We start from the raw sequence: 21,740 nt of genomic DNA, 5'->3' as shown, positions 1-21,740 counted from the left end.
AGGATGCAGGCGGGGGAATTCCATCTGGTATCCAGCAACCGGCTCGATGCGCTCGCCGCGCACCTGGCCGAACGCCTGTCGCGCCCGCTCGCGGCGGACGCGCCGCTGGCGCCGGAGACCATCCTCATCCCACAGCCGACGCTGCGCCGCTGGCTGCAGGCCTGGCTGGCGCGCAAGCTGGGGATCGCCGCGAACCTGCGCTTCCCGACCCCATCGGAATTCACCTGGGAACTGCTGCGCGCCGACGTGGCCGGCCTGCCGGAAACCTCGCCCTGGGACGGTGCGCGGCTGCGCTGGCGGCTGTACGCGCTGCTCGGCGACGACGCGCCGCCCGACGTGCGCGAACACCTCGACCGCGCGACGGGTGCGCGTGCACTGGCGCGCTGGCGGCTGGCGGAATCGCTGGCGTCGACGTTCGACCGCTACCAGGCCTATCGCCGGTCGTGGCTGGAAGACTGGGAAGCGGGCGGGGCACCCGACGACTGGCAGGCGGAACTGTGGCGGCGGCTGCTGGCCGATGGCGCCGGCCCGCCGCGCTCGCGCCTGCTCGGCGACTGGCTGCGCCGCCACGACGGCAGCGGCACCGCGCCGCCCGGATTGCCCGCGCGCCTGACCGCGTTCGCGACCGTGCATGTGTCGCCGGACGTGCTGCGGCTGCTCGCGGTCTGCGCGCAGTCGATCGAACTCGATTTCCACCGGCCGACGCCGAGCGCCGAATACTGGGGCGACGTCGAGGCGTTGCGCGGCGTGCTGCGGCGCGACGGCGTGGACGCCCTGCCCGCGGCGCTCGCGGCCGCGCAGCACGACAACCCGCTGCTGCAGGCCTGGGGCGCGGCGGGGCGCGACTTCGACGCGCAGCTGTTCGCCTACGATCTGGTGCAACCGGCGAGCGAGGTCGAACTGTACGCAGCGCCGGCGCGCGACACCCTGCTGCATGCGCTGCAGGCGGATGCGTTCGAACGCGCCGCGCCGCGGCCGCTCGAAAATTTCGACGAAGCGGATTCTTCTTTGCAGGTGCACGCCTGCCATTCGCGGCTGCGCGAGGTCGAGGTGCTGCACGACCGCCTGCGCGCGATGCTCGACCCGGCGACGCCGGAAGGCGCGCGCTTCAATCCGCCGTTGCGGCCGCAGGAGATCGCGGTGCTGGCGCCGAACATCGGCGATTACCTGCCGCTGGCGCGCGCGGTGTTCGGCGGCATCCCCGCCGACGATCCGTTGCACATTCCCTACACGCTGTCGGATCGGCCCCAGGCGCAGGCGCATCCGCTGGTCGGGCTGTTCCTGTCGCTGCTGGAATTGCGCGACGCGCGGCGCACGGCGTCGGAAGTGCGCGACCTGCTGGCGGTGCCGGAGGTGATGGCCGCGTTCGACCTGTCCGAATCCGACCTCGATCGCCTCGGCGACTGGTTCGCCGTCGCCGGCATCGCCTGGGGCGAGGACGAAGCGCAGCGCGAAGCGCTCGGCCTCGGCCGCTGGCGCGAATACAGCTTCGCGTTCGGCCTCGACCGCCTGCTGCTCGGTTACGCGACCGGCGACGACAGCGAAGACATCCCCGATTCCGCGGGCAACCTCATCGCGCCCTGCGCCGTGGCGGAAGGCGCCGATGCGGAACGGCTCGATGCGCTGTTCGCCCTGCTCGCGCGGCTGCACCGATTGTCGACGTGGATGCGCGAGGAACATCCGGCCACGGAATGGCGCGACCGGCTCGCGGCCGAATTCGCCGCGCTGTTGCCGAAGGCGCCGGCCGACGATGCGGAACAGGCGGCGCGGCGGATCGTGCGCGAAGCGCTCGACGGCTTCGCGACCCAGGCCGCCGATGCCGGGCCGCTGGCATTGGACGTGGTGCGCGCCGCGCTCGGCGATGCGCTGCAGGCACCGTCGCCGCACCAGCCCTTCCTCGGCGGCGGCGTGACGTTCGCCGGCATGGTGCCGCTGCGCACCATCCCGTTCCGCGTCGTCTGCCTGCTGGGCATGGACGCCGAGGCGTTCCCGCGGCGCGAACCGCCGGGCGACATCAACCGCCTTGCCGCGGAAACAACGCGCAAGCTCGGCGACCGTTCGGTGCGCGAGGACGACCGCTTCCTGTTCCTGCAGCTGCTGGCCGCGGCCGGCGACGCGTTCTACCTGAGTTACGGCGGCCGCGACGCGCGCGACGGCAGCGTGCGCGAGCCCTCGGCGCTGGTGTCCGAGCTGCTCGACGTGGCGCAGCGCTGCCTGCCCGCCGGCGTCGATGCGCGCGAACGGCTGCTGCTGTCGCATTCGCTGCAGCCGTTCTCGGCGCAGGCCTTCGGTGCCGGCGATGCGCGGCGATTCTCGTATCGCGCCGCGTGGCGGCAGCCATCGACGCAGCGTGCCTTGCGCGCACCGGCCGTGTTCGCCGCCGCGCCCCTGCCGCCGCCGTCGGTGGAAGGCGACCGTTCGCTGTCGCTGGCGGAACTGCAGGCCTTCCTGCGCAATCCGCCGCGCGCGTTCCTGCGCGGCCGGCTCGAACTCGCGCTGCCCTGGCGCGACGACGCGCGCGACGCCGACCGCGAACCGCAGGGCGACGACGCACTGCAACGGCATGCGCTGGTCACGGCGCTGGTCGCCGAAACGCTGGACGATGCGGAACTGCGCGCACGCGGATTGCTGCCGCCGGGCCACGAAGGCACCGGCGCCGCCGCGCACGCGCGCATGCGCGCCACCCTGCTGCGCGAAGCGATCGCGCAATGGCGGGGCGATGCGCCGGGCGAACGCATCGAGGCCTCGCTGGCCTTGCCCGGCGTGGCGTTCGACATCCGCCTGCCGGAGGTGCACGACGGCCGCCGCGCGGTCGCGCTCGCCGGCAGTATGAAGGGCAAGCACTGGCTGCGCGCGCAGGTCGAGCACCTCGCGCTGGCCACGGTCCTCGGCGAACGCGCGCGGACGCGCGTGTTCTGGATCGAGGAAACGCGCGACGGCGAACTCGAACTGCAGCAGCAGGACATGCCGGCGACGGCGCGCGAAGCGGCGATCGATCGAATCGCCGGCCTGGTCGCGATGTTCGACGACGGCATGACGCGGCCGCTGCCGTTCGCGCCCGACGCCGCATATGCGTATTCCAGCGCATTGAAGGAGAAAGGCGACGCGGATGCGTGGAAAGCGGCGGTCGCCGCCTTCTCCGGCTACCAGGGCTACGGCGACGGCCACGATCCGTGGTTCCGGCTCGCGTTCCGCGGCGGCGACATGCTGGCCGCGCGCGACGACGCGCTCGGCGACGAATTCGTGACGCTCGCGCAGCGCGTCTTCGACGGAGGCGCGGCATGAGCGAGCTCGCATTGCGGCTGCCGCTGTCGGGCCTGCACCTGGTCGAGGCCAGCGCCGGCACCGGCAAGACCTTCGCCCTGACCGCGTGGATACTGCGCCTGCTGCTGGAGCGCGGCGTCGCCTTGCCGGAACTGCTGGCGGTGACCTTCACCCGTGCCGCCACCGCCGAATTGCGCGAACGCATCCGCCGGCGCCTGCGCGGTGCCGAGCGCCTGCTCGGCGGCGAAGCGGCGCGCGACGACGAGGAACGGCAGACCGCGGCGATCCTCGCGCAGGCGATCCGCAACGGCGACGAGGCGACGGTGCGCATGCGCCTCGCCGCCGCGCTGGTGCAGCTCGACGAAGCCGCGGTCTCGACCATCCACGGTTTCTGCCAGCGCGCGCTGCGCGAATACGGCTTCATCGCCGGCAGCATCGGCGACGAGGACGTGATCGACGATCCGCGCGAGGCCTGGGACGAGGTCGCCGCCGACCTGTGGCGCGGCGCCAACCTCGGTTTGCCCGAAGACGCGCGGCAATTGCGCGCGTTGTGGAACACGCCCGGCGACCTCGCCGGCAACCTGCCCGGCCTGTGCGATCCGGCGCGGCGGCTGCTGCCCGCGGCGAACGAATCCGACGCGGCCGCATGGCTGCACGCGCTGCGCGCGCAGGCGCGGGAACGCTTCGAGGCCACGCTTGCGCGCCGCCGCCAGCGCAGCCAGGACCAGTTGCTCGAACGCATGCACGTCGCGATGCGCGAGCCGCGTTTCGCCGCGGCGGTGGCGACGCGCTGGCCGGTGGCGCTGGTCGACGAATTCCAGGACACCGATACCCGCCAGTGGGCGATCTTCCGCGGCCTGTACCAGGCCGGCCTCGCGCGCTTCAAGCGCGATGCGGGCGCGATGCCGCTGCTCGGCCTGGTCGGCGATCCGAAGCAGGCGATCTACGCCTTCCGCGGCGGCGACCTCGACACCTACCTCGCCGCGCGCGATGAGGTGCGCGCGCATGGCGGCGAGCGCATGTCCAATATAAGCAGCCTCGACACCAACTATCGTTCGCGGCCGGCGGTGCTCGCCGCGATCGAGGCGCTGTTCGCGCAATCGCCGCAGCCGTTCCGTTCCGACATCGCCTTCCACCCGGTCGTCGCCGCGCGCGCCGACGACGAGGACGCGCTGCGCGTCGATGGCGCATCGCCGCCCGGATTGACGATCCACTGGCTGCCGCCGCCGGGCGATGCGTCGAAGAAGAAGCGGTCCAAGGGCGAGGACGAACGCGACGCCATCGCCACCACCGTCGGCGAAATCGTGCGCCTGCTCGAACGCGGCACGCTGCGCGGAAAGGATGGCGAACGCCCGCTGCGCGCCTCCGACATCGCGGTGCTGGTGCGCAGGAACAAGCAGGCCGAATGGATGCGCGACGCGCTGGCCGCCGCCGGCATCGGCGCCGCGGTGCAGGGCAACGACAGCGTGTTCGCCGCCGACGCCGCGGGCGAAGTACTGCGCTTGCTCGAAGCCTGCGCGCACCCGGGCGACGACGCGCGCCTGCGCTCGGCGCTGGCGACGCGCCTGCTCGGCTTCGATGCCGCGGCGATCGCCGCGCTGGAAGACGCCGTCGACGCGGACGGCGTCCCGGCGCTGCCGGCGTGGCGCGCGCGTTTCGAAGCCGCCGGCCTCGCCTGGCAGCAGCGCGGCCCGCTGCCGGCCTTGCTGCCCTTCCTCGAGGGTCGGTTCATCGGCGAAGCCGCCGCCGCCGCGCGCCTGTCCGAAACCGGCGGCACGCGCCTGCTCACCGATGCGCTGCACCTGGCCGAACTGCTGCAGGCGCAGGGCGAACACAGCCACGGCGTGCACGGCCTGCTGCGCTGGTTCGCGCGCCAGTGCGCCGCGCCGCCGCAGGGCGACGAGCTGGCGTTGCGCCTGGATGCCGACGCCGACGCGGTGCAGGTGTTGACCCTGCACAAGGCCAAGGGGCTGGAATACCCGGTGGTGTTCCTGCCGTTCACCGCCTTTGCCGATGGATTCGCGCCGCAAGGCCTGCGCTGCAGCCGCGTGCGCGACGACGACGGCGCGCCGGCGAACTATTTCCACCTGCATCGTGGTTCCGGCAAGGCGAAAGCCATGGTGTTCGGCAGCCCCGCGCACCACGACGAATGGATCGCGCGGGAAGAAATCGATGAAAGCGCCGAGGACCTGCGCCTGCTCTACGTCGGCCTGACCCGCGCGCGCTACGCCCTGCACCTCAGCTGGGGCCACACATACGATTCCAACGACAGCGCGCTGCACTGGTTGCTGCACGGCGCCGAAAAGGCGGGCCGCAAGCACGACACGCTGCAGCCGGACGGCATGCGCGAACGCATCGAAACGCTGGCGCGCGCATCGAGCGGCGCGATCGAAGTCCGGCCGATGCCCTCGCCGGTGCCCGCGGCGGCGGTGTCGCGCGATGCCTTGCGCACCGCGGACGCGGGCACGCCCGAAGCCCGCGTCGCCAGCGCGACCCTGCCGCGCGGCGGCGGCCAGTACAGCTTCTCCGGCTTGCGCAGCCATCGCCGCGAATCGCTGCCCGCGCGCGGCGCCGACGACGAAGCCGCGGCACCGGCGACGCTGGAAGTCGTGGCCGCGGCCGGCGACGGGGTGAAGCCGCTCGGCGGCGCCGATTTCGGCAACGTCGTGCACGAAACGCTGGAAACGGCCGATTTCGCTGCGTGGGACGGCGTCGCCGAAGCGCCCGACGCGGCCGCGCGCGAGGCCATCCTCAAGGCGCTCGCCCGCCACGACCTGCCGCGCACGCCCGAGGCCGCCGCGCAGGTCGCCGACCTGGTCGCGCGCGCGCTCAACGCGCCGTTGCCGGGCGCCGCCACGCTCGCGCGGCTGCCGGCGACGCGACGCGTGGCGGAAATGGAATTCCACTTCCGCCTCGGCGCCACCCGCCTGCAGGCCTTGCACGCACTGCTCGCCGCGCACGGCTACGCGCATGCGACCACGCCTTCGCGCGGCGGCATCGAAGGCCTGATGCACGGCTACATCGACCTGCTCTACCGCGACGACGACGGCGCGCACTGGGTGCTCGACTACAAGACCAACCGCCTCGCCGACTATTCGCCGGCGTCCTGCGCGCACGCGGTCGCCGACAGCGATTACGACCTGCAATACCTGATCTACCTGGTCGCGGTGCAGCGCTGGCTGCGCCTGCGCCTCGGCGCTGCCTACGACCCGGCCAGGCACCTCGGCGGCGCGGTCTACCTGTTCCTGAGGGGGATCGCCCCGCGCGGCGGCGATGCGCAGGGCCACGGCATCCACCGCGACCGTCCGCCGCAGGCGCTGGTCGACGGCCTCGACGCGCTGTTCGACGGAGGCGCGGCATGAACGCGCTGTCCGACGCCATCGCCGCGCTCGCGCGCGCCGGTGCGCTGCGCGAGGTCGACCGCGCATTCGCCCGGTTGTTGCGGCGCATGGGCGCCAGCGCGGACGTGCAGCTCGCCGGCGCGCTGGCGATGCGCGCGGTGGCGCTGGGCCACAGCGGTTTTGCATTGAACGACGCGCGCGCTTTGCTCGACGAACTCGGTGTCGGCGCCGATGCGGATGTCGCCTTGCCGGACGCCGGCGCCTGGGCCGACGCCTTGCGCGCGAGTCCGCTGGTCGGCGCGGATCCCGACGCCTCCGCGCCGCTGGTGTTCCAGCACGGGCTGGTCGCGCTGCGCCGCTACGCGCGCTACGAAAAAGGCCTCGCCGATGCCCTGCGCGCGCGCAGCGGCGACGCCGGTTCCGGAATTGTTTCGACCGGCGATCCCGCGGAGAACGCCGCGCTCGCGCGCCTGTTCGCACTGCGGCCGGGCACGCTCGATCGCCAGGCGCTGGCCGCGTGGCTGGTGCTGCGCCAGCGCCTCGCGCTGGTCACCGGCGGCCCCGGCACCGGCAAGACCACCACCGTCGCGCGCATGCTCGCGCTGCTTGCCGCGCGCAGCGATGGCCTGCGCATCGCGCTGGCCGCGCCCACCGGCCGCGCCGCCGCGCGCCTGGCCGAAGCGGTCGCCGATGCGCTCGCGCGCGATGTCGCCGAGGGCCGCCTCGGTGCCGACATCGCCGCGCGCGTTCCGCGCCAGGCGCAGACCCTGCACCGCCTGCTCGGCTGGCAGCGCAGCGGGGCGTTCCGCCACGACGCGTCGCTGCCCTTGCCGTTCGACGTCGTCGTGGTCGACGAAGCCTCGATGGTCGACCTGCCGCTGATGGCGAAGCTCGTCGATGCCGTCGCGCCCGCCGCGCGGCTGGTGCTGCTCGGCGATCCGGACCAGTTGCCCGCGGTCGAAGCCGGCGACGTGCTCGGCGCGTTGTGCGCCGCCGCCGGCGATGGCGAATCGCTGCCGCCCGCATTGGCGCGCGCCGCGAGCGAAGCATTGCAAGCCACGGTGCCGGAAACAGGGTTCGAACCCGGGCAAGACCATGCCGCGCCGCTCGCCGGCCATCGCGTCCATCTCGTGCGCGGTTATCGGCAGGCCAATGCCGCCGGCATCGCCGCGCTCGCGCGCAGCGTGCAACACGGCGATGCCGACGAAGTGCTGGAACGATTGCGCGCCGGCGGCGATGGCGTGCACTGGCTCGACACCGGCGCATCCGGTTTCGGTGCGAATGTGCTCGAACGCCGGCTCGAAACCGGGGTGCTGCCGCAGTACCGCGCGCTCGCGCAGGCCGAAGATCCGCAGGCCGCGCTGCGCCTCGCCACCGGCGTGCGCGTGCTCACCGCGTTGCGCCACGGGCCCGGCGGCGCGCACGCGTGGAACGCGTGGTTCGCGCAACGCCTCGGTGGCGGCGATCCGTGGTTCCGTGGGCGGCTGGTGATGGTCGCCGCCAACAGTTATCGGCACGGGTTGTTCAACGGCGACACCGGCGTGTGCTGGCCGGACGCCGACGGCAGCCCCGTGGTCTGGTTCGAACAGGACGGGCGCCTGCGCCCCTGGTCGCCGGGGCAGTTGCCGCAGCACGACACCGCGTTCGCGACGACGGTGCACAAGGCGCAGGGGTCGGAGTTCGATGCGGTGTGGCTATTGCTGCCGCGCGCGGACAGCCGCGTGCTCAGCCGCGAGTTGCTCTACACCGGCCTGACCCGCGCGCGCAGCGCGTTGCACATTGCAGGCAGCGCCGACGCGATCGAGGCCGCGCTGGCGCGGCATGCGGGAAGGGTGTCGGGGTTGGGGTGGAGGTTGGAGTAAGGACAGGAATTGAGCCTGACCATTTTTTCTTCCATTGCTCAATGGCAACAGAGCGCCGGTTCTAGCAACAACAACAGGGGCGGAAATCCGCCCCTGTTGTTTCCTGCGAAATGACTCAATGACGATTAGAACAAACGCAACATCATGCTGCGGCAGTTCAATCAGCACTCGCCCTACGGCTCGGCAAACCCGTCGCCCAGCGAAGCATGTCGCCAAGGATCGGGAAAATGTCGTTGTGCTTGGCACCGAAACGCATGAAATCACCCTGCATGGAGCCAATGTCCCGATTCACTCCGGGAACTTCTTCGGGGAGATAGTCGGCCAGGCCATCGAGTCCGGCACCCAGCCGCTTCCCCTGGGTGAGTCCGTAGTAGTTCCAAATCGGATTCTCGTGAGAGAAGTCCACAGATGGCAGGCGCTCCAAGAACTGCTGGAACAGCTCGTCAGAGTTCTCAGGCCTGCGGTTGCTGAAGTTCAAGTCATACGCGATTTTTGCCATTGCCTTCAAGACGACAGGCTGTGCCGCAACGGTCTTCTCTTTCGCCTGGTGGCTTCCGAAATCAGGGATTTCGTTGATCCTGCTCCACAAATCAATGACGACCTGTTCGCGAGGCTCAATAACCGCAGGAGTAGCGCCACTCACATTACCCTTGTTCAAAAATGCGATGGCGTTGATGGCAACCGCGTCCTTCAACAAGATTGCCCCCGTGTCCTGCGACCAGTCTTTAGGCTCATGATCAGTGAGCGCGATACCGAGTTCTCCCGACAACTTGTCCTTGATGAACAACGTGATGGGGTTTGAACCATCAAACTGGAAGGCGAGCGAGGCATCCACCTTCTTGCCGAGGCGGTTGAGGTCGTGGAAGAGCTGGCGTTCCTGCTCAATATCCAGCCCAAGATGAACTTCAACTGTCAGCGTCGCGAACTGCCGAGCCGCCTCGTACGCCTCATTCCAGACCAACATTTCGGCTTCGGAGACAGGCTTACCCTTCTCAGGAAACAGCACGGCTCCCTTGCCCGGATACTTACCTTCCTTGCGGACAGTCTCCAAGAAAGTCATGGCCATATCCGCCGCATGGCGGCGGTGCTGCCCATCCACTACCCAAAGAGTGTGGCGCTCAGAAAGGAAGACCTTGAATGAAGCGGTTTCTCCCGTCTTCTTGTCTTCATTGCGATCACCGCGAATCCCACCCTCACCAGATCCCCCAGGAGGAACATTGCGAATGTTGCAGACAAGCGGCTGCAAGGAGAAGTAGGGCTGCTTTCCAAGGACTTGGATGAGTTCGTCAAAAATCTCCGGAACGGGATGGTTCGCAGCGATACGACGCATTTTTGCGGCGGAGATGAGGCCTTTGACCATGTAAACGGCCAACTTCTTCGCATGTTCTTCGTTGAGCGGACGCTGCGCGAGGGGACCAGCTTCGCGGTCATTTGCTACCGCGGAAATCTCTTTGAACTTCCGGAACGGAATGGACATCGTGAAGACACGGTGCCCAAGGTTGTGGCCAATGAACACATTGAACGCGGTCTCGTTCACGTCGCCAGAATCGAGCAGGCTGTCCAGACTCTGCCCGCCCCTGGTCGCCCCACCGCTAACGATGGGGGTAGGCATTTCGCCGTTTTTCGGGTACATATAGTTCTCCTGTAAGTAGTTGATTTGATTGCCGCTGCTGCGCTGAAAGGGGTCCGATTTCTCAGGTCAGCAACCCCTGGCGCACGGAAATAATGCTCCTGGTGAATTATTCTGTCAAAGGAATTTTTACCAGGGGCATTTTTATTTTTACCCAGGCGGATAAACTCTTGATTGCAAACGTATTCGTGCCATGCAGGATCTGGCCGATACCGTCATCGCTCATGTAGGCGGATTTCGGATTGCCCGCTTCGCCTTCTAGTTGAGCGGGCTGGTGATCTCTTGTTTACGGAACTCGTTCCGTAATTGGCTAGGTGTGTACGGCGGCATGCCCGAGGCTGGATTGACTCCACAACTCAGCCCACAAACACCTGGTCCCGGATCAGCCAGCGTTATCGAGCACGCTAATCACCACCTTCCCCTTCGCCCGCCCGGTTTCGATAGAGGAAGTCAATTCGCAAGATCTTCTAGGGACGTTTCCGACGCAGTTATCTCACCCGCGCCGCGCGCACCATCCATGAATCATCCCCGCCTGGTGGAAGCGCAGCGGCGCGTCGAACCCGACATCCCTGACCAATTCCGCCACGCGATCCGGCGGCAGGACCGCCACATCGCGCGCATAGGCGGCGCGCATGCGTTCCAACGCATCGGCATCGAGGCCAGTGCCTGACATGGCGCGCATCCACAACCGCAGCATCGCTGGGTAATCGGGCGCAGAGATGTCCCACGCCAAATCCGCCCACGCGAGCGTTCCGCTGGGGCGCAGGCGTTGCGCGATCTGCGCGAAGAACGCGGTGCGCGCGGCGGGATCGAGGAAGAATTGCGACACGAGGAAGCAAGTGGCCGCGTCGAATGCATCACGTCCGGGCAGCGTTTCGAGCACGCCGGCGTGGAATTCGCAACGATCCGCGAAACTGTCGCGTTCGGCACGCGCGCGGCACGCGGCGATCATTTGCGCCGACGGATCGAGCGCGAGGAAACGCCAGTGTGGAAAACGCTGTGCAAGATACGCGATCTCGGCTCCGGTGCCGGCACCGATGCAAAGCAGGCGCGCGTCCTCGGGCAGGTCGGCGAACACCGTTTCCAGCAGGAACAGCAGGCTATCGCGGATCGGCGCCATCCGCGCCCACTGTGCGTCGTAGCCGGCGGCCTGCTGGTCGAAGAGGGCATCGAGTTCGTGCTGGTCCATGAATCGAGTTCCTTGAGGCTCGATTCCACGATACAGAAGACGTCAAGCGCGACAGCAGCATTCATCGCCCCATTCCCCGTTTCGTCGCAATCCGCTTGCGATTCGCGATTCCCCGTCCGCATGCTGGATCCCGCTGCGCGTGCAGCGCCGAACGACCGGATCGCAATCGATGAAAACCCTGATCGCCCTGCTGCTGTGGTGCGTGCTGCTGGTGCTGTGCTGGCCGCTCGCCTTGCTGGCGCTGGTGCTGTGGCCGCTCGCCTGGTTGATCCTGCTGCCGTTCCGCCTGGTCGGCATCACCTTCACCGCGCTGTTCGCCTTCCTCGGCGCGCTGCTGATGCTGCCCGCGCGATTGCTGCGCGGCCCGGCTCCGCACGTAGCGGTGGGCTGAAACTCAGTCTTTCGCGTCGCGGTAGGCGCGCAGCGCAGCGTTCATTCGCGTCTGCCAGCCGGGTCCGCTTTCGCGGAACCAGTCCAGCACGTCCTTGTCCACGCGCAACGCGATCTGTTCTTTGCGCTCTTCCGGCGTTTTCGCCGGACGACCGCGTTTCGCGCGCAATTCCTCCAGCCCGGTATGCGTGATCGCGTTCTTCCAGAATGCGAGCGTCGCTTCCCGGTCGTCCGGATCGTAGGGAACATCAGTGTGGCGGGTACGCGCGGAAGTACGCTTCGCGTTCATGGGATTTGGCCTCGCGGCATGAAATCAATCGTGGTCCGTCATCGCGTTCGGTCCACACCAGCACGACCACGCGTCCGTGCGCCCACGCAATGCTGACAAACCGCTGTTCGCCGTAGTCGTCGCGGTCGTCCTCGAAGGTGACCATCGGCGCGTCGAACGCCGCCATGCAGCCCGGCAGGTCGATGCCGTGCTTGCGGAGGTTCCGGCGGCGCTTGGCGGGGTCATGGTTCACGGCAATTATTGCATATGCGTTAAATCGAATGTCAAGACCGCAGGGGCCTGTGGACACGCTGTCTGGGACGACACAGATCGACCGAATGGGAAGTCGCCGCGATACGGCGTCGGAAAGGGCTGGAATCGCGCCGCGCTACCATGCCCGCCCGCCTTCGCATCGGAGCCGCCATGTCCGACGACAACAACCCTGGCGACAGCCGCAACGACGTCACTCGCCGGCAGGCCGAGGACGCGGTGCGCACGCTGCTGAAATGGGCCGGCGACGACCCGTCGCGCGAAGGCCTGCTCGACACGCCCAAGCGCGTGGCCAAGGCCTACCAGGACTGGTTCAGCGGCTACGCGCTGGACCCGGACGACTACATGGCCCGTACCTTCGAGGAAGTCGGCGGCTACGACGAGATGATCGTGCTGCGCGACATCGAGTACGAAAGCCATTGCGAGCACCACATGGCGCCGATCATCGGCAAGGTCCACGTCGGCTACCTGCCGGACGGCAAGGTCGTGGGCATCAGCAAGCTGGCGCGGGTGGTCGAGGCCTACGCGCGACGCTTCCAGGTGCAGGAAAAGATGACTGCGCAGATCGCCAACTGCATCCAGCGCGCGCTGAATCCGCGCGGCGTGGGCGTGGTGGTGGAAGGCGCGCACGAATGCATGACCACGCGCGGCATCCACAAGCGCGGGGTGTCGATGGTGACCTCGAAGATGCTGGGCAGTTTCCGCGAGGATGCGCGCACACGTGGCGAGTTCCTGAGGTTCATCGAGGTCGGCAATGGCCATTGACGGATTAATTTAACCCGGGCAATATTCGCACCTTGTCCATGAGGTGCGCCATGCCCGACTTGTCCCTGCGTTGCACCGCCTTCGCCGGCCCGGCCCGGATCGCCAGCGGCGAGTTGCGCCATGTCGCGCTGAAGGCCCGGCAGGCGTTCGCCAGCGGGCGCCGGGTGCTGGTGTTCGAGGACGCCAGCGGGCGCCAGGTCGACCTGCCGCTGGAATTGTCCGAAGGCGAACTGCTGCGCCTGCTGTCCGCGCCCGTGCCGATGGCCGATCCCGTGCCCGCGCCCGCGCGCGGTCCGGGGCGGCCGAAACTGGGCGTGGTCGCGCGCGAAGTGACCCTGCTGCCGCGGCACTGGGACTGGCTTGCGGCCCAGCCCGGTGGCGCCTCGGTGGCGTTGCGGAAACTGGTCGAGGATGCGCGCAAGGTCGCGGGCGGCAACGACCGCAGGCGCGCGGCGCAGGAGTCGGCGTATCGCTTCATGCAGGCGATGGCCGGCGACCTGCCCGGCTACGAGGACGCGACGCGCGCGCTGTTCGCCGGCGACGTGGCGCGCTTCGAGGAACGGACCGCGACATGGCCGGAGGATGTGCGCGATCATGCCGCGCTGCTGGCGGCGGATGCGTTCGTGCATTGAACCCTTCTCCCCGCATGCGGGGAGAAGGTGCCCGCAGGGCGGATGAGGGGCAGGCCTGGCGCGAAAAGCGCCCCTCACCCGCCTTCGGCATCCTCTCCCCATCCGCGATGGGGAGAGGCAAAACAAATGAGTTGAGCCCTCCAATTGGATTCCCCGTGAACGCACCCCTTGCCAACGGCGCACGCAAGGCCGCGCTGGCCTTCATCTTCGTCACCGTGCTGATCGACGTGATCGCGTTCGGCGTGATCATCCCGGTGCTGCCGCACCTGGTGGAGGAATTCGTCGGCGGCAACGCCTCGACCGCGGCGTACTGGATCGGCGTGTTCGGCACCATGTTCGCGGCGATCCAGTTCTTCTCCGCGCCGATCCAGGGCGCGCTGTCGGATCGCTTCGGCCGGCGCCCGGTGATCCTGCTGTCCTGCCTCGGCCTGGGCATCGACTTCATCGTGATGGCGCTGGCGCCGACGCTGGCGTGGCTGTTCGTCGGGCGCGTGTTCTCGGCGATGTTCTCGGCCAGTTTCACCACCGCGAACGCTTACATCGCCGACGTGACCCCGCCCGAACAGCGTGCCAAGAGTTTCGGCATGGTCGGCGCGGCCTTCGGGCTGGGCTTCATCGTCGGACCGCTGATCGGCGGCGTGCTCGGCGACATCAACCACCGCCTGCCGTTCTGGTTCTCCGCGGGCCTGGCGCTGGTGAACTTCTGCTACGGCCTGTTCGTGTTGCCCGAATCGCACCCGAAGGAACGACGCACGCCGAACTTCGACTGGCACCACGCCAAGCCGATGGGCGGGGTGAAGTTGCTGCGCAAATTCCCGCAGATCTGGGGCCTGGTTGCGGTGGTGTTCATCGCCAACTTCGCGCACTACGTGTACCCGAGCACGTTCGTGCTGTTCGCCGACGTGGCCTACGGCTGGAAGGAAAAGCAGGCCGGTTACGTGCTGGCGCTGGTCGGCGTGCTCAGCGTGATCGTGAATGTGATTCTGGTCGGTCGAGTGGTGAAGGCGCTGGGCGAACGCCGCGCGCTGCTGTTCGCGCTGGCCTGCGGCGTGACCGGTTTCCTCATCTACGGTTTCGCGCCGACCGGATGGATCTTCCTCGTCGGCATGCCGATCAGCGCGCTGTGGGCGATCGCCGGCCCGTCGACCATGGCGCTGATCACGCGCCAGGTACCGGCCGACGCGCAGGGCCGCATCCAGGGTTCGCTCAGCAGTTTGGTATCGCTGGCGGGCATCGTCGCGCCGGCGATCTTCGCCAGCTCGTTCGGTTTCTTCATCGGCCCGCACACGCCCGTGCACTTGCCGGGCGTGGCGTTCCTGGTCGCGGCCGCGTTGCTCGCCGGCGCGTGGATCGTCGCCTGGCGCTTCACCGATGCGGCGCACTACCACGAGGCGGCGCCGGCGTCGGCGGGCGAGGGCGAACCTGCGCCGACGGAACCGTCACTGCAGGGCTGAGGCGGCACCAACGGCATATCCCGTGGCCGCCGGAGTGGCGCACAATCGCCGGGTCGACCCTGATCCGGGAGCGTTCCATGCGCCACAACCTGCCGCGCCTCGCCGCGTTGTCCCTCGTCGCTTCGGCCATCGCCGCCTGCGGCACGATGCAAGTGAATGACACCAATGCCGCGGTCGATGCGAATCCGCTGTGCACCTCGCAGCCGAACCGACCGGGCGAACCGGTGGCGGCAGAATGCGAGCGCAAGACCGAGTCGACCTGGTCGAGCGACGATTCGAAATCGTCGGAACCGATCGACTTCGGCAAGAAGCACTGACGCGCGGTCAGTCGGCCTCGTCGTCGGCGGACAGCCGCGCGAGCCGTTCCGGCGCGAGCGGGATCACCACCCAGAACGGCCTGCGTTCGCGCGTCCAGCCTTGCGCGGCCTCGCCGCAGATGTCGAGCAGGGTGGCGAAATCCTCGCCATCGCGTTCGCGCCAGTCCCAGGCGTCGTCGAACGACAGCAGCAGGCCGCCTTCAGGCAGCCACGACAGGTCGCCGAGGCAGTCGGCGAGCGCGTCCCAGTTGCCGCCGAACCACTCCGGGAATCGCAGCGCGGCGGCGATGCGAGCGAGCGCGTCGTGCTTGCCGGCGCAGCCGCCGAAATCGATCGGCGCGGCGTGCAGTCCGGCTTCGGTCGCGGCCTCGAGCAGCGATTCGCGGTCGTTGTGGTCGAAGAAATAGGCGCCGTTGTTCGCCGGATCGAGCAACAGCGCGCGCAGGTCGAGCGGCGTGTTCATTGCAAGGCTCCCTGCGCGTCGATGCGGCGGAAGCTGCGGTAATGGTCGTCGCTGTACCAGTACTCGCTCGGCGGATCGCCGCCGGTGACGATGCGGCGCGCGCCGCGGTCGTCGCTGCCCGGCGTTTCCACCGTGTATTCGCGATAGAAGCCGCGCGGGCGCTCGGGCAATCGATGTTCCCGGTTCTGGAACACGCTGCCGTCCTGCCGATGTTCGAACGGCCCGCCCCTTGCGATCGACGCGAGCGTGTCGCGCGCTTCCGCGGGCAGGCCGGAGGCATCGGGCAACGGTGCGGGTTCGGAGCGCGGGAGCGGAACCGGCGCTTCGCGCGGCGATGCGGATGTCGTCGTAGGCGACGCAGCGGGAATCGTCGCGTTCGACGTGGTGCGATGCGAGGCGAACCAGTTGCCCGCGACGAAGGCGAGCAGCAGCAGTCCGATCCAGAACCAGGTGCGGCGTGTCATCGGTGCGCGGACTCAGCGGTCGACCGGTGGCGGCGACGGCGGCGGGATCAGCGGATCGGGTTCCGGCGTCGGTGCCCGCGCCCGCCCGCTTTGTGGCAGCTTGGGTTCGTTCGCCGGCGGCATGGAGGTCGAAGCCGGCGGCGCGATGCTCGCGGGTGTTGCAGGCTCCGCAGGTGTTGCGTCCTCGTGCGTCGGCGTCTGGTCGCGCGGGCAACCGGCGAGCGCGATGCCGCTGATCGCGAATGCAATGGCGATCCGGAATTTCATCCGCAATTCACCGACACGATCACGTCGTGCTCATCGAGGTGCAGGTTCAGGCGATCGTCGCGGAAATCCATGGTCGCGGCCATGCCCGGCTTGAGCACGCGCACCGAATCCGCGCCGGTCGCGGCCTTGGCCTGCGCGACCACCTCCTCGCCCGCGACCTGGCCGATGTATTGCTGGCCCGGATCGGCCTGGCAGCGCATCGCGCGCGGTGGAAATGGCGTGGTGGCGTTGGCTTTCGGCGGCATCGGCGTGCAGGCGGTGCTGGTGGCGAGGAGGGCGGTGGTGGCGATGGTGAACAGGAACGGGCGTTTCATGGCGTTTCCCGAACTGCGGCGTCGATCGCACTTTAGCCGCGACCGGTGCCGCGGGGAATGAACGCGGCCCGTCGCATTCAGGACTCCGCCGGAAACGGCCGTTATCCTGCGGCCGATGCGTCCCTTTCATTTCGCCTTCACGCTGGTCGCCGCGCTCGCGGTCGGTGGCTGCAGCGGCCCGCAACCGCGCCCGAGCATCGCCCGCGCGACCACCGTGCCCGCGCCGCGCCCCGCACCGCAGGATGCGACGCTGGCGCAGTTGCAGCGACTCGCGCCCGAAGCCGATCCCGGCGTGCTGGCGCTGGCGCTGGCCGCGCGCGACTGCGCGGTGGCGGCTCGTGAAGTCGACGCAGCTTCGAAGCTCGCGGTGATCGATTATTCCTTGCCATCGACGCAGCGCCGGCTGTGGGTGTTCGACCTCGCCGGCAACCGCCTGCTGCAGCGCGAATACGTGGCGCACGGGCAGGGCAGCGGCGAGAACCTCGCCACGCGCTTCTCGAACAACGACGGCAGCCACGCCACCAGCCTCGGCCTGTATCGCACCGCGGAAACCTACGACGGCGACAACGGTTATTCGCTGCGCATGGACGGGCTCGATCCCGGCTTCAACGACAACGCGCGCAGCCGCGCCATCGTCATGCATGGCGCCTGGTACGTGGATCCGGACCTTGCCGCGCGCCAGGGCCGGATCGGTCGCAGCCATGGCTGCCCCGCGCTGCGCCAGCAGGTCGCGCGGGTGGTGATCGACGAACTCAAGGACCGCCAGCTGCTGTTCGCCTACGCCGACGATGCGCAATGGCTGCACAACGCGCGCTCGTTCGCCTGCGACGGACGCAATGCGCGCCAGATCCTCGCTGCGGCGCGCAGCGTGCACGTGCTCGGCGGCAGCGGCGTCGTCACTGCCGCGCCATAGCCGGCGGAGCCCTCGCATCGGTCGCACCCGCCGTGGCTTCCGGCAGGGGCGCAGGCATGCGCGATCGCCGAGGATTGAACGTTCCCGGTTCCATGAGGACGCGTTCGCGATGCATCGTCGAATCCCGCTTTCCCTGCTCGCCCTCGCATTCGCGGGCACGCTGCACGCCGAAGTCCCCGCGCCACGGGACACGCCGTACGCGCCGGGCACGATCCGGCTCGAAGTCGATGCCACCGACCTGTCGCAGCGCATCTTCCGGGTGCAGGAAACCATCCCGGTGCAGCCGGGCGAATTGACCCTGCTGTATCCGGTGTGGATTCCCGGCGGGCATTCGCCGCGCGGCGCGATCGACCACGTCGCCGGCATCACCTTCGAAGCCAACGGCGCGAAGCTGGACTGGAAGCGCGATCCGGTCGAGGTCGCGGCGTTCCACCTCGTCGTGCCCGAAGGCGTGTCCAGCATCACCGCGCGATTCCAGTTCCTCACGCCCACGGGCGGTTCGCAGGGGCGCGTGGTAATGGCGCCGAACATGCTCAACCTGCAATTCATCTCGACCCTGCTGTATCCCGCCGGACACTATGCGAGCCGGATCATGTTCGATCCGCATGTCACTTATCCGGCCGGCTGGACCGCGTTCACCGCGCTGGACGAACAGGGCCGCAGCGGCGACACCGTCGATTACGCCGACGTGCCGCTGGACATCCTCGCCGATTCGCCGGTGTATGCCGGTCGTTACGCGAAGCAGGTCGACCTGACCCCGGCCGGGAGCAAGGTGCCGGTGCGCCTTGGCATCGTCGCCGATGCGGCGAAGTATCTCGAAGCCAAGCCCGGGCAGATCGCCGTTCACAAGAAACTGGTCGAGCAGGCGTTGAAGCTGTTCGGCGCGCAGCACTACGACCACTACCAGTTCCTGTTCTCGCTGTCGAAGCAGATGGGCGGCAACGGCCTCGAACACCAGCGCAGCAGCGAGGACGGCACCGATACCGATTACTTCACCGGGTGGAAGGAGAAGGTCGGTTTCGACGACCTGCTGGCGCACGAATACACGCATTCGTGGAACGGCAAGTACCGCCGCCCCGCCGACCTGTGGACGCCGAACTACAACGTGCCGATGCAGGGCAGCCTGTTGTGGGTGTACGAAGGCCAGACCCAGTACTGGGGCAACGTGCTCGCCGCGCGCAGCGGCATGCGCCCGCTGCCGGCCGCGCGCGATGCGCTGGCGCTGGTCGCCGCGACCTACGCCGACAACCGCCCCGGCTTGCAGTGGCGCGCATTGCAGGACACCACCAACGACCCGGTCATCGCCAGGCGCGCGCCGCGCGCCTACCGCAACTGGCAGATGAGCGAGGACTACTACTCCGGCGGCGAACTGATGTGGCTCGAAGCCGACGCGCTGATCCGTTCGAAAACCGGCAACCGAAAGTCGCTGGACGATTTCGCGCGCGGTTTCTTCGGCGTGAACGATGGCGAATGGAAAACCCAGGACACCTACGCGTTCGCCGACGTGGTTGCGGCCTTGAACGCCGTGCTGCCCCATGACTGGGCGAGCTTCCTGCGCGAACGCCTCGACGGGAAAACCGGTTTGACCGGCGGTCTCGAAGCCAGCGGCTGGCGCCTCGTTTACAAGGACGAACCCAGCGACATCGCCAAGGCCAATGCCGGCGACAGCGCGGACTTCGTCTATTCGCTGGGCCTGTCGCTCGGCAAGGACGGCAACATCGGCGACGTGCGCTGGGACAGCCCCGCGTTCGACGCCGGGCTCGGCAGCGGCACGCAGGTGATCGCGGTGAACGGCCAGGCCTACGACAAGGACGTGCTGGCCGATGCGATCAAGGTGGCGAAGGACGGCACGGCGCCGATCGAATTGCTGGTGAAGGAATTCGACCGCTACCGCACGGTGGAGATCGACTGGCACGGCGGCCTGCGCTATCCGCGACTGGAAAGGATCGAAGGCCGGCCGGATTACCTCACGCCCATCCTCACTGCGAGGAAGTGACTGCGCCGCGCTAGCATGCGCGCATCGTGGTCGCGCAGGGGAGCATCGATGGCGAAGTTCGCATGGGCGTTCGCCCTGTTGCTGGCGACGGCGGGATCGCGGGCGCAAGCGGAAGTGCCGTCGACGGTGGCCGATGCCGATTGGCCGGGCACGATTTCCCTGCAGGTCGATGCCAGCGATGTCGAACGTCGCATCCAGCAAGTGCGCGAACGCATCCCGGTGCGGCCGGGACCGCTCACGCTGTGGTATCCGAAATGGATCCCCGGCAACCATTCGCCGACCGGGCCGATCAACCAGCTCGCCGGCTTGATCGTGCGTGGCAACGGCGCGCGCATCGCGTGGACGCGCGACGACGTGGACATGTACGCCTTCCACATCGACGTGCCGCAGGGAATCGACGCGATCGACCTCGAATTCCAGTACCTGTCGCCGACCGCGAAGGACCAGGGCCGAGTGGCGATGACGCCGGACATGCTCGACCTGCAATGGCATCGCGTGTTGCTGTATCCCGCCGGTGTCGACACGGACCGGATCCGGGTCGAACCATCGTTGACCTTGCCGCAGGCCTGGCAATCGGCGAGTGCGTTGCAGGTCGCCGCTCGCGATGGCGGCACGTTGCATTACGCGTCGGTGTCGGCCACCACGCTGGTGGATTCGCCGGTGTATGCGGGGCGCAATTACAAGCGCATCGCGCTGGACGCCGATGCGAAGCAGCCGGTGTTCCTCGACGCCTTCGCCGACGATCCGGAACAGCTCGACATCTCGCCGACGGTGCTGGCCGCGCACCGCGCGCTGGTCGCCGAGGCCGACACGGTATTCGGGACGCGTCCGTTCGCGCACTACGATTTCCTGCTCGCGCTGTCCGACACCTTCAGCCGCATCGGCCTCGAACACCGGCAGTCGAGCGAGAACGGCACGCCGCCGGACTATCTTCTCGGCGAAGCTCCCTTCGGCAACAACACCCTGCTGTCGCACGAGTATGCGCATGCGTGGAACGGCAAGTTCCGGCGTCCGTCGATGCTGTGGACGCCGAACTACAACGTGCCGATGCGCAACGAGCTGCTGTGGCTGTACGAAGGCCAGACCGAGTACTGGTCGATCGTGCTCGCCGCGCGCGCCGGCCTGCTGACGCCGCAACAGGCCCGCGAAACGCTCGCCGACCTCGCCGCGACCCAGGCGCAGCGCCGCGGCCACGACTGGCGCAGCCTGCAGGACACGATGTTCGAGGGCATCGTCGAATTCAACGACGCGCCGCAGGCCTGGGAAAGCTGGCAGCGCGCCTACGACTTCTATAGCGAAGGCGCCTTGCTGTGGCTGGACGTCGACACGCGCATCCGCGAACTGTCGAACGGCAAGCGTTCGCTGGACGATTTCGCGCGCGGGTTCTTCGCCAACGCGAAGGACGTGGAAACGGTTTCGACCTACGGCTTCGACGACATCGTCGCCACGCTGGAAGCGGTGCAGCCCGGCGGCTGGCGCGACTGGTTGCGCCAGCGCCTCGACGGCGACAAGCCGTTGCTCGGCGGCATCGCACGCGGCGGCTGGAAGCTGGGCTACGACGCGACCCCCAACCTCGCGGTCGAGGACAACGAAACCGCGGACGAAGTCGACGATTTCCGCTATTCGCTGGGGCTCAAGATCGACAGGGACGGCGGCACGATCGGCGAAGTGGTGTGGGACGGCCCCGCGTTCAAGGCCGGGCTCGCGCGCGACGTCATCGTGGTCGCGGTGAACGGCGAAGACTACGACGCGAAGCGCCTGCAACGCGCGATCGCCGTGGCGAAAGAGACAACGCAACCGATCGAATTGCTGGTTCGCCAGGGCGAACGCTACCGCACGGTGAAGATCGACTGGCGCGACGGCCTGCGCGCGCCGCACCTCGTGCGCGATGTGAACGCGCCGGACCTGCTCGGCGCGATCCTCGCGCCGCGACGCTGACGC

19 protein-coding genes are annotated in these 21,740 nt (G+C 68.5%); 11 read left to right on the top strand and 8 right to left on the bottom strand.

What is annotated here, in order from left to right; all coding sequences use genetic code 11:
* Nucleotides 1-3: 3 nt before the first annotated feature.
* Genes recC through recD form a run of 3 tightly spaced genes read left to right on the top strand, consistent with a single transcriptional unit; the run spans nt 4 to nt 8,467 of the window.
* Nucleotides 4-3,285, top strand: coding sequence for an exodeoxyribonuclease V subunit gamma (gene recC, locus FNZ56_RS09060; RefSeq protein ID WP_185970707.1), 3,282 nt, complete (start codon nt 4-6; stop codon nt 3,283-3,285).
* On the top strand, nt 3,282-6,626 hold the full coding sequence (locus FNZ56_RS09055) for a UvrD-helicase domain-containing protein (protein ID WP_143879525.1): 3,345 nt from the start codon (nt 3,282-3,284) through the stop codon (nt 6,624-6,626). The genes recC and FNZ56_RS09055 overlap by 4 nt, the downstream gene beginning before the upstream one ends.
* Nucleotides 6,623-8,467 (top strand): exodeoxyribonuclease V subunit alpha, encoded by a 1,845-nt coding sequence (gene recD / locus FNZ56_RS09050; RefSeq protein ID WP_143879524.1) that lies wholly within the window; start codon nt 6,623-6,625, stop codon nt 8,465-8,467. The genes FNZ56_RS09055 and recD overlap by 4 nt, the downstream gene beginning before the upstream one ends.
* A 157-nt stretch (nt 8,468-8,624) precedes the next feature.
* Here recD and FNZ56_RS09045 read toward each other — a convergent pair whose 3' ends face one another.
* Together FNZ56_RS09045 and FNZ56_RS09040 are read right to left on the bottom strand one after the other, a co-directional pair.
* Nucleotides 8,625-10,100 (bottom strand): DNA sulfur modification protein DndB, encoded by a 1,476-nt coding sequence (locus FNZ56_RS09045; RefSeq protein ID WP_221933294.1) that lies wholly within the window; start codon nt 10,098-10,100, stop codon nt 8,625-8,627.
* 490 nt (nt 10,101-10,590) lie between these two features.
* A complete protein-coding gene (locus FNZ56_RS09040; protein ID WP_143879523.1) occupies nt 10,591-11,286 on the bottom strand; it encodes a class I SAM-dependent methyltransferase in 696 nt (231 codons plus the stop codon).
* 169 nt (nt 11,287-11,455) lie between these two features.
* Between FNZ56_RS09040 and FNZ56_RS09035 the strand changes: the two genes are divergently transcribed.
* Nucleotides 11,456-11,677: a hypothetical protein gene (locus FNZ56_RS09035; protein WP_143879522.1), complete on the top strand. Its 222-nt coding sequence runs from the start codon at nt 11,456-11,458 to the stop codon at nt 11,675-11,677.
* Between the two features lie 3 nt (nt 11,678-11,680).
* Here the strand turns inward: FNZ56_RS09035 and FNZ56_RS09030 are convergent, their stop codons facing one another.
* Both FNZ56_RS09030 and FNZ56_RS09025 read right to left on the bottom strand, forming a co-directional pair.
* Nucleotides 11,681-11,965 (bottom strand): BrnA antitoxin family protein, encoded by a 285-nt coding sequence (locus FNZ56_RS09030; protein WP_143879521.1) that lies wholly within the window; start codon nt 11,963-11,965, stop codon nt 11,681-11,683.
* Nucleotides 11,925-12,197 carry a BrnT family toxin gene (locus FNZ56_RS09025; RefSeq protein ID WP_221933293.1) on the bottom strand — a complete coding sequence of 91 codons (273 nt, stop codon included), beginning with the start codon at nt 12,195-12,197 and terminating at the stop codon, nt 11,925-11,927. Before FNZ56_RS09025 ends, FNZ56_RS09030 begins: the two co-directional genes overlap by 41 nt.
* Before the next feature lie 170 nt (nt 12,198-12,367).
* On the opposite strand from FNZ56_RS09025, the gene folE reads away from it, so the two are divergent.
* The 4 genes from folE (at nt 12,368) to FNZ56_RS09005 (ending at nt 15,382) form a co-directional block, all read left to right on the top strand.
* Complete coding sequence (gene folE, locus FNZ56_RS09020) at nt 12,368-12,979, top strand: GTP cyclohydrolase I FolE (RefSeq protein WP_143879520.1); 612 nt, start codon at nt 12,368-12,370, stop codon at nt 12,977-12,979.
* Between the two features lie 50 nt (nt 12,980-13,029).
* Nucleotides 13,030-13,611: a DUF2239 family protein gene (locus FNZ56_RS09015; protein WP_143879519.1), complete on the top strand. Its 582-nt coding sequence runs from the start codon at nt 13,030-13,032 to the stop codon at nt 13,609-13,611.
* 107 nt (nt 13,612-13,718) lie between these two features.
* A complete protein-coding gene (locus FNZ56_RS09010; RefSeq protein ID WP_143879518.1) occupies nt 13,719-15,065 on the top strand; it encodes a TCR/Tet family MFS transporter in 1,347 nt (448 codons plus the stop codon).
* Between the two features lie 77 nt (nt 15,066-15,142).
* Complete coding sequence (locus FNZ56_RS09005) at nt 15,143-15,382, top strand: hypothetical protein (RefSeq protein WP_143879517.1); 240 nt, start codon at nt 15,143-15,145, stop codon at nt 15,380-15,382.
* A 7-nt stretch (nt 15,383-15,389) separates the two neighbouring features.
* Here FNZ56_RS09005 and FNZ56_RS09000 read toward each other — a convergent pair whose 3' ends face one another.
* The 4 genes from FNZ56_RS09000 to FNZ56_RS08985 are packed head-to-tail and all read right to left on the bottom strand — an operon-like array spanning nt 15,390 to nt 16,890.
* The gene (locus tag FNZ56_RS09000; RefSeq protein ID WP_143879516.1) at nt 15,390-15,845 is read right to left on the bottom strand and encodes a barstar family protein; all 456 of its coding nucleotides are present in this window, start codon (nt 15,843-15,845) and stop codon (nt 15,390-15,392) included.
* A complete protein-coding gene (locus FNZ56_RS08995) occupies nt 15,842-16,309 on the bottom strand; it encodes a ribonuclease domain-containing protein (RefSeq protein ID WP_143879515.1) in 468 nt (155 codons plus the stop codon). The genes FNZ56_RS09000 and FNZ56_RS08995 overlap by 4 nt, the downstream gene beginning before the upstream one ends.
* Before the next feature lie 12 nt (nt 16,310-16,321).
* A complete protein-coding gene (locus tag FNZ56_RS08990) occupies nt 16,322-16,576 on the bottom strand; it encodes a hypothetical protein (protein ID WP_143879514.1) in 255 nt (84 codons plus the stop codon).
* Nucleotides 16,573-16,890, bottom strand: a complete 318-nt coding sequence (locus FNZ56_RS08985; protein WP_143879513.1) for an I78 family peptidase inhibitor — start codon at nt 16,888-16,890, stop codon at nt 16,573-16,575. The genes FNZ56_RS08990 and FNZ56_RS08985 overlap by 4 nt, the downstream gene beginning before the upstream one ends.
* 115 nt (nt 16,891-17,005) lie before the next feature.
* Between FNZ56_RS08985 and FNZ56_RS08980 the strand changes: the two genes are divergently transcribed.
* From FNZ56_RS08980 to FNZ56_RS08970, 3 genes are all read left to right on the top strand, one after another.
* The gene (locus tag FNZ56_RS08980) at nt 17,006-17,803 is read left to right on the top strand and encodes a murein L,D-transpeptidase catalytic domain family protein (protein WP_143879512.1); all 798 of its coding nucleotides are present in this window, start codon (nt 17,006-17,008) and stop codon (nt 17,801-17,803) included.
* 109 nt (nt 17,804-17,912) lie between these two features.
* Nucleotides 17,913-19,799: a M61 family metallopeptidase gene (locus FNZ56_RS08975; protein WP_143879511.1), complete on the top strand. Its 1,887-nt coding sequence runs from the start codon at nt 17,913-17,915 to the stop codon at nt 19,797-19,799.
* A gap of 48 nt (nt 19,800-19,847) precedes the next feature.
* Nucleotides 19,848-21,737, top strand: a complete 1,890-nt coding sequence (locus FNZ56_RS08970; RefSeq protein WP_143879510.1) for a M61 family metallopeptidase — start codon at nt 19,848-19,850, stop codon at nt 21,735-21,737.
* Nucleotides 21,738-21,740: the final 3 nt, after the last annotated feature.

This window comes from Lysobacter lycopersici, assembly GCF_007556775.1.
GTDB classification, from domain to species: Bacteria; Pseudomonadota; Gammaproteobacteria; order Xanthomonadales; family Xanthomonadaceae; genus Pseudoluteimonas; species Pseudoluteimonas lycopersici.
This window is presented reverse-complemented; position numbering and strand designations above follow the sequence as displayed.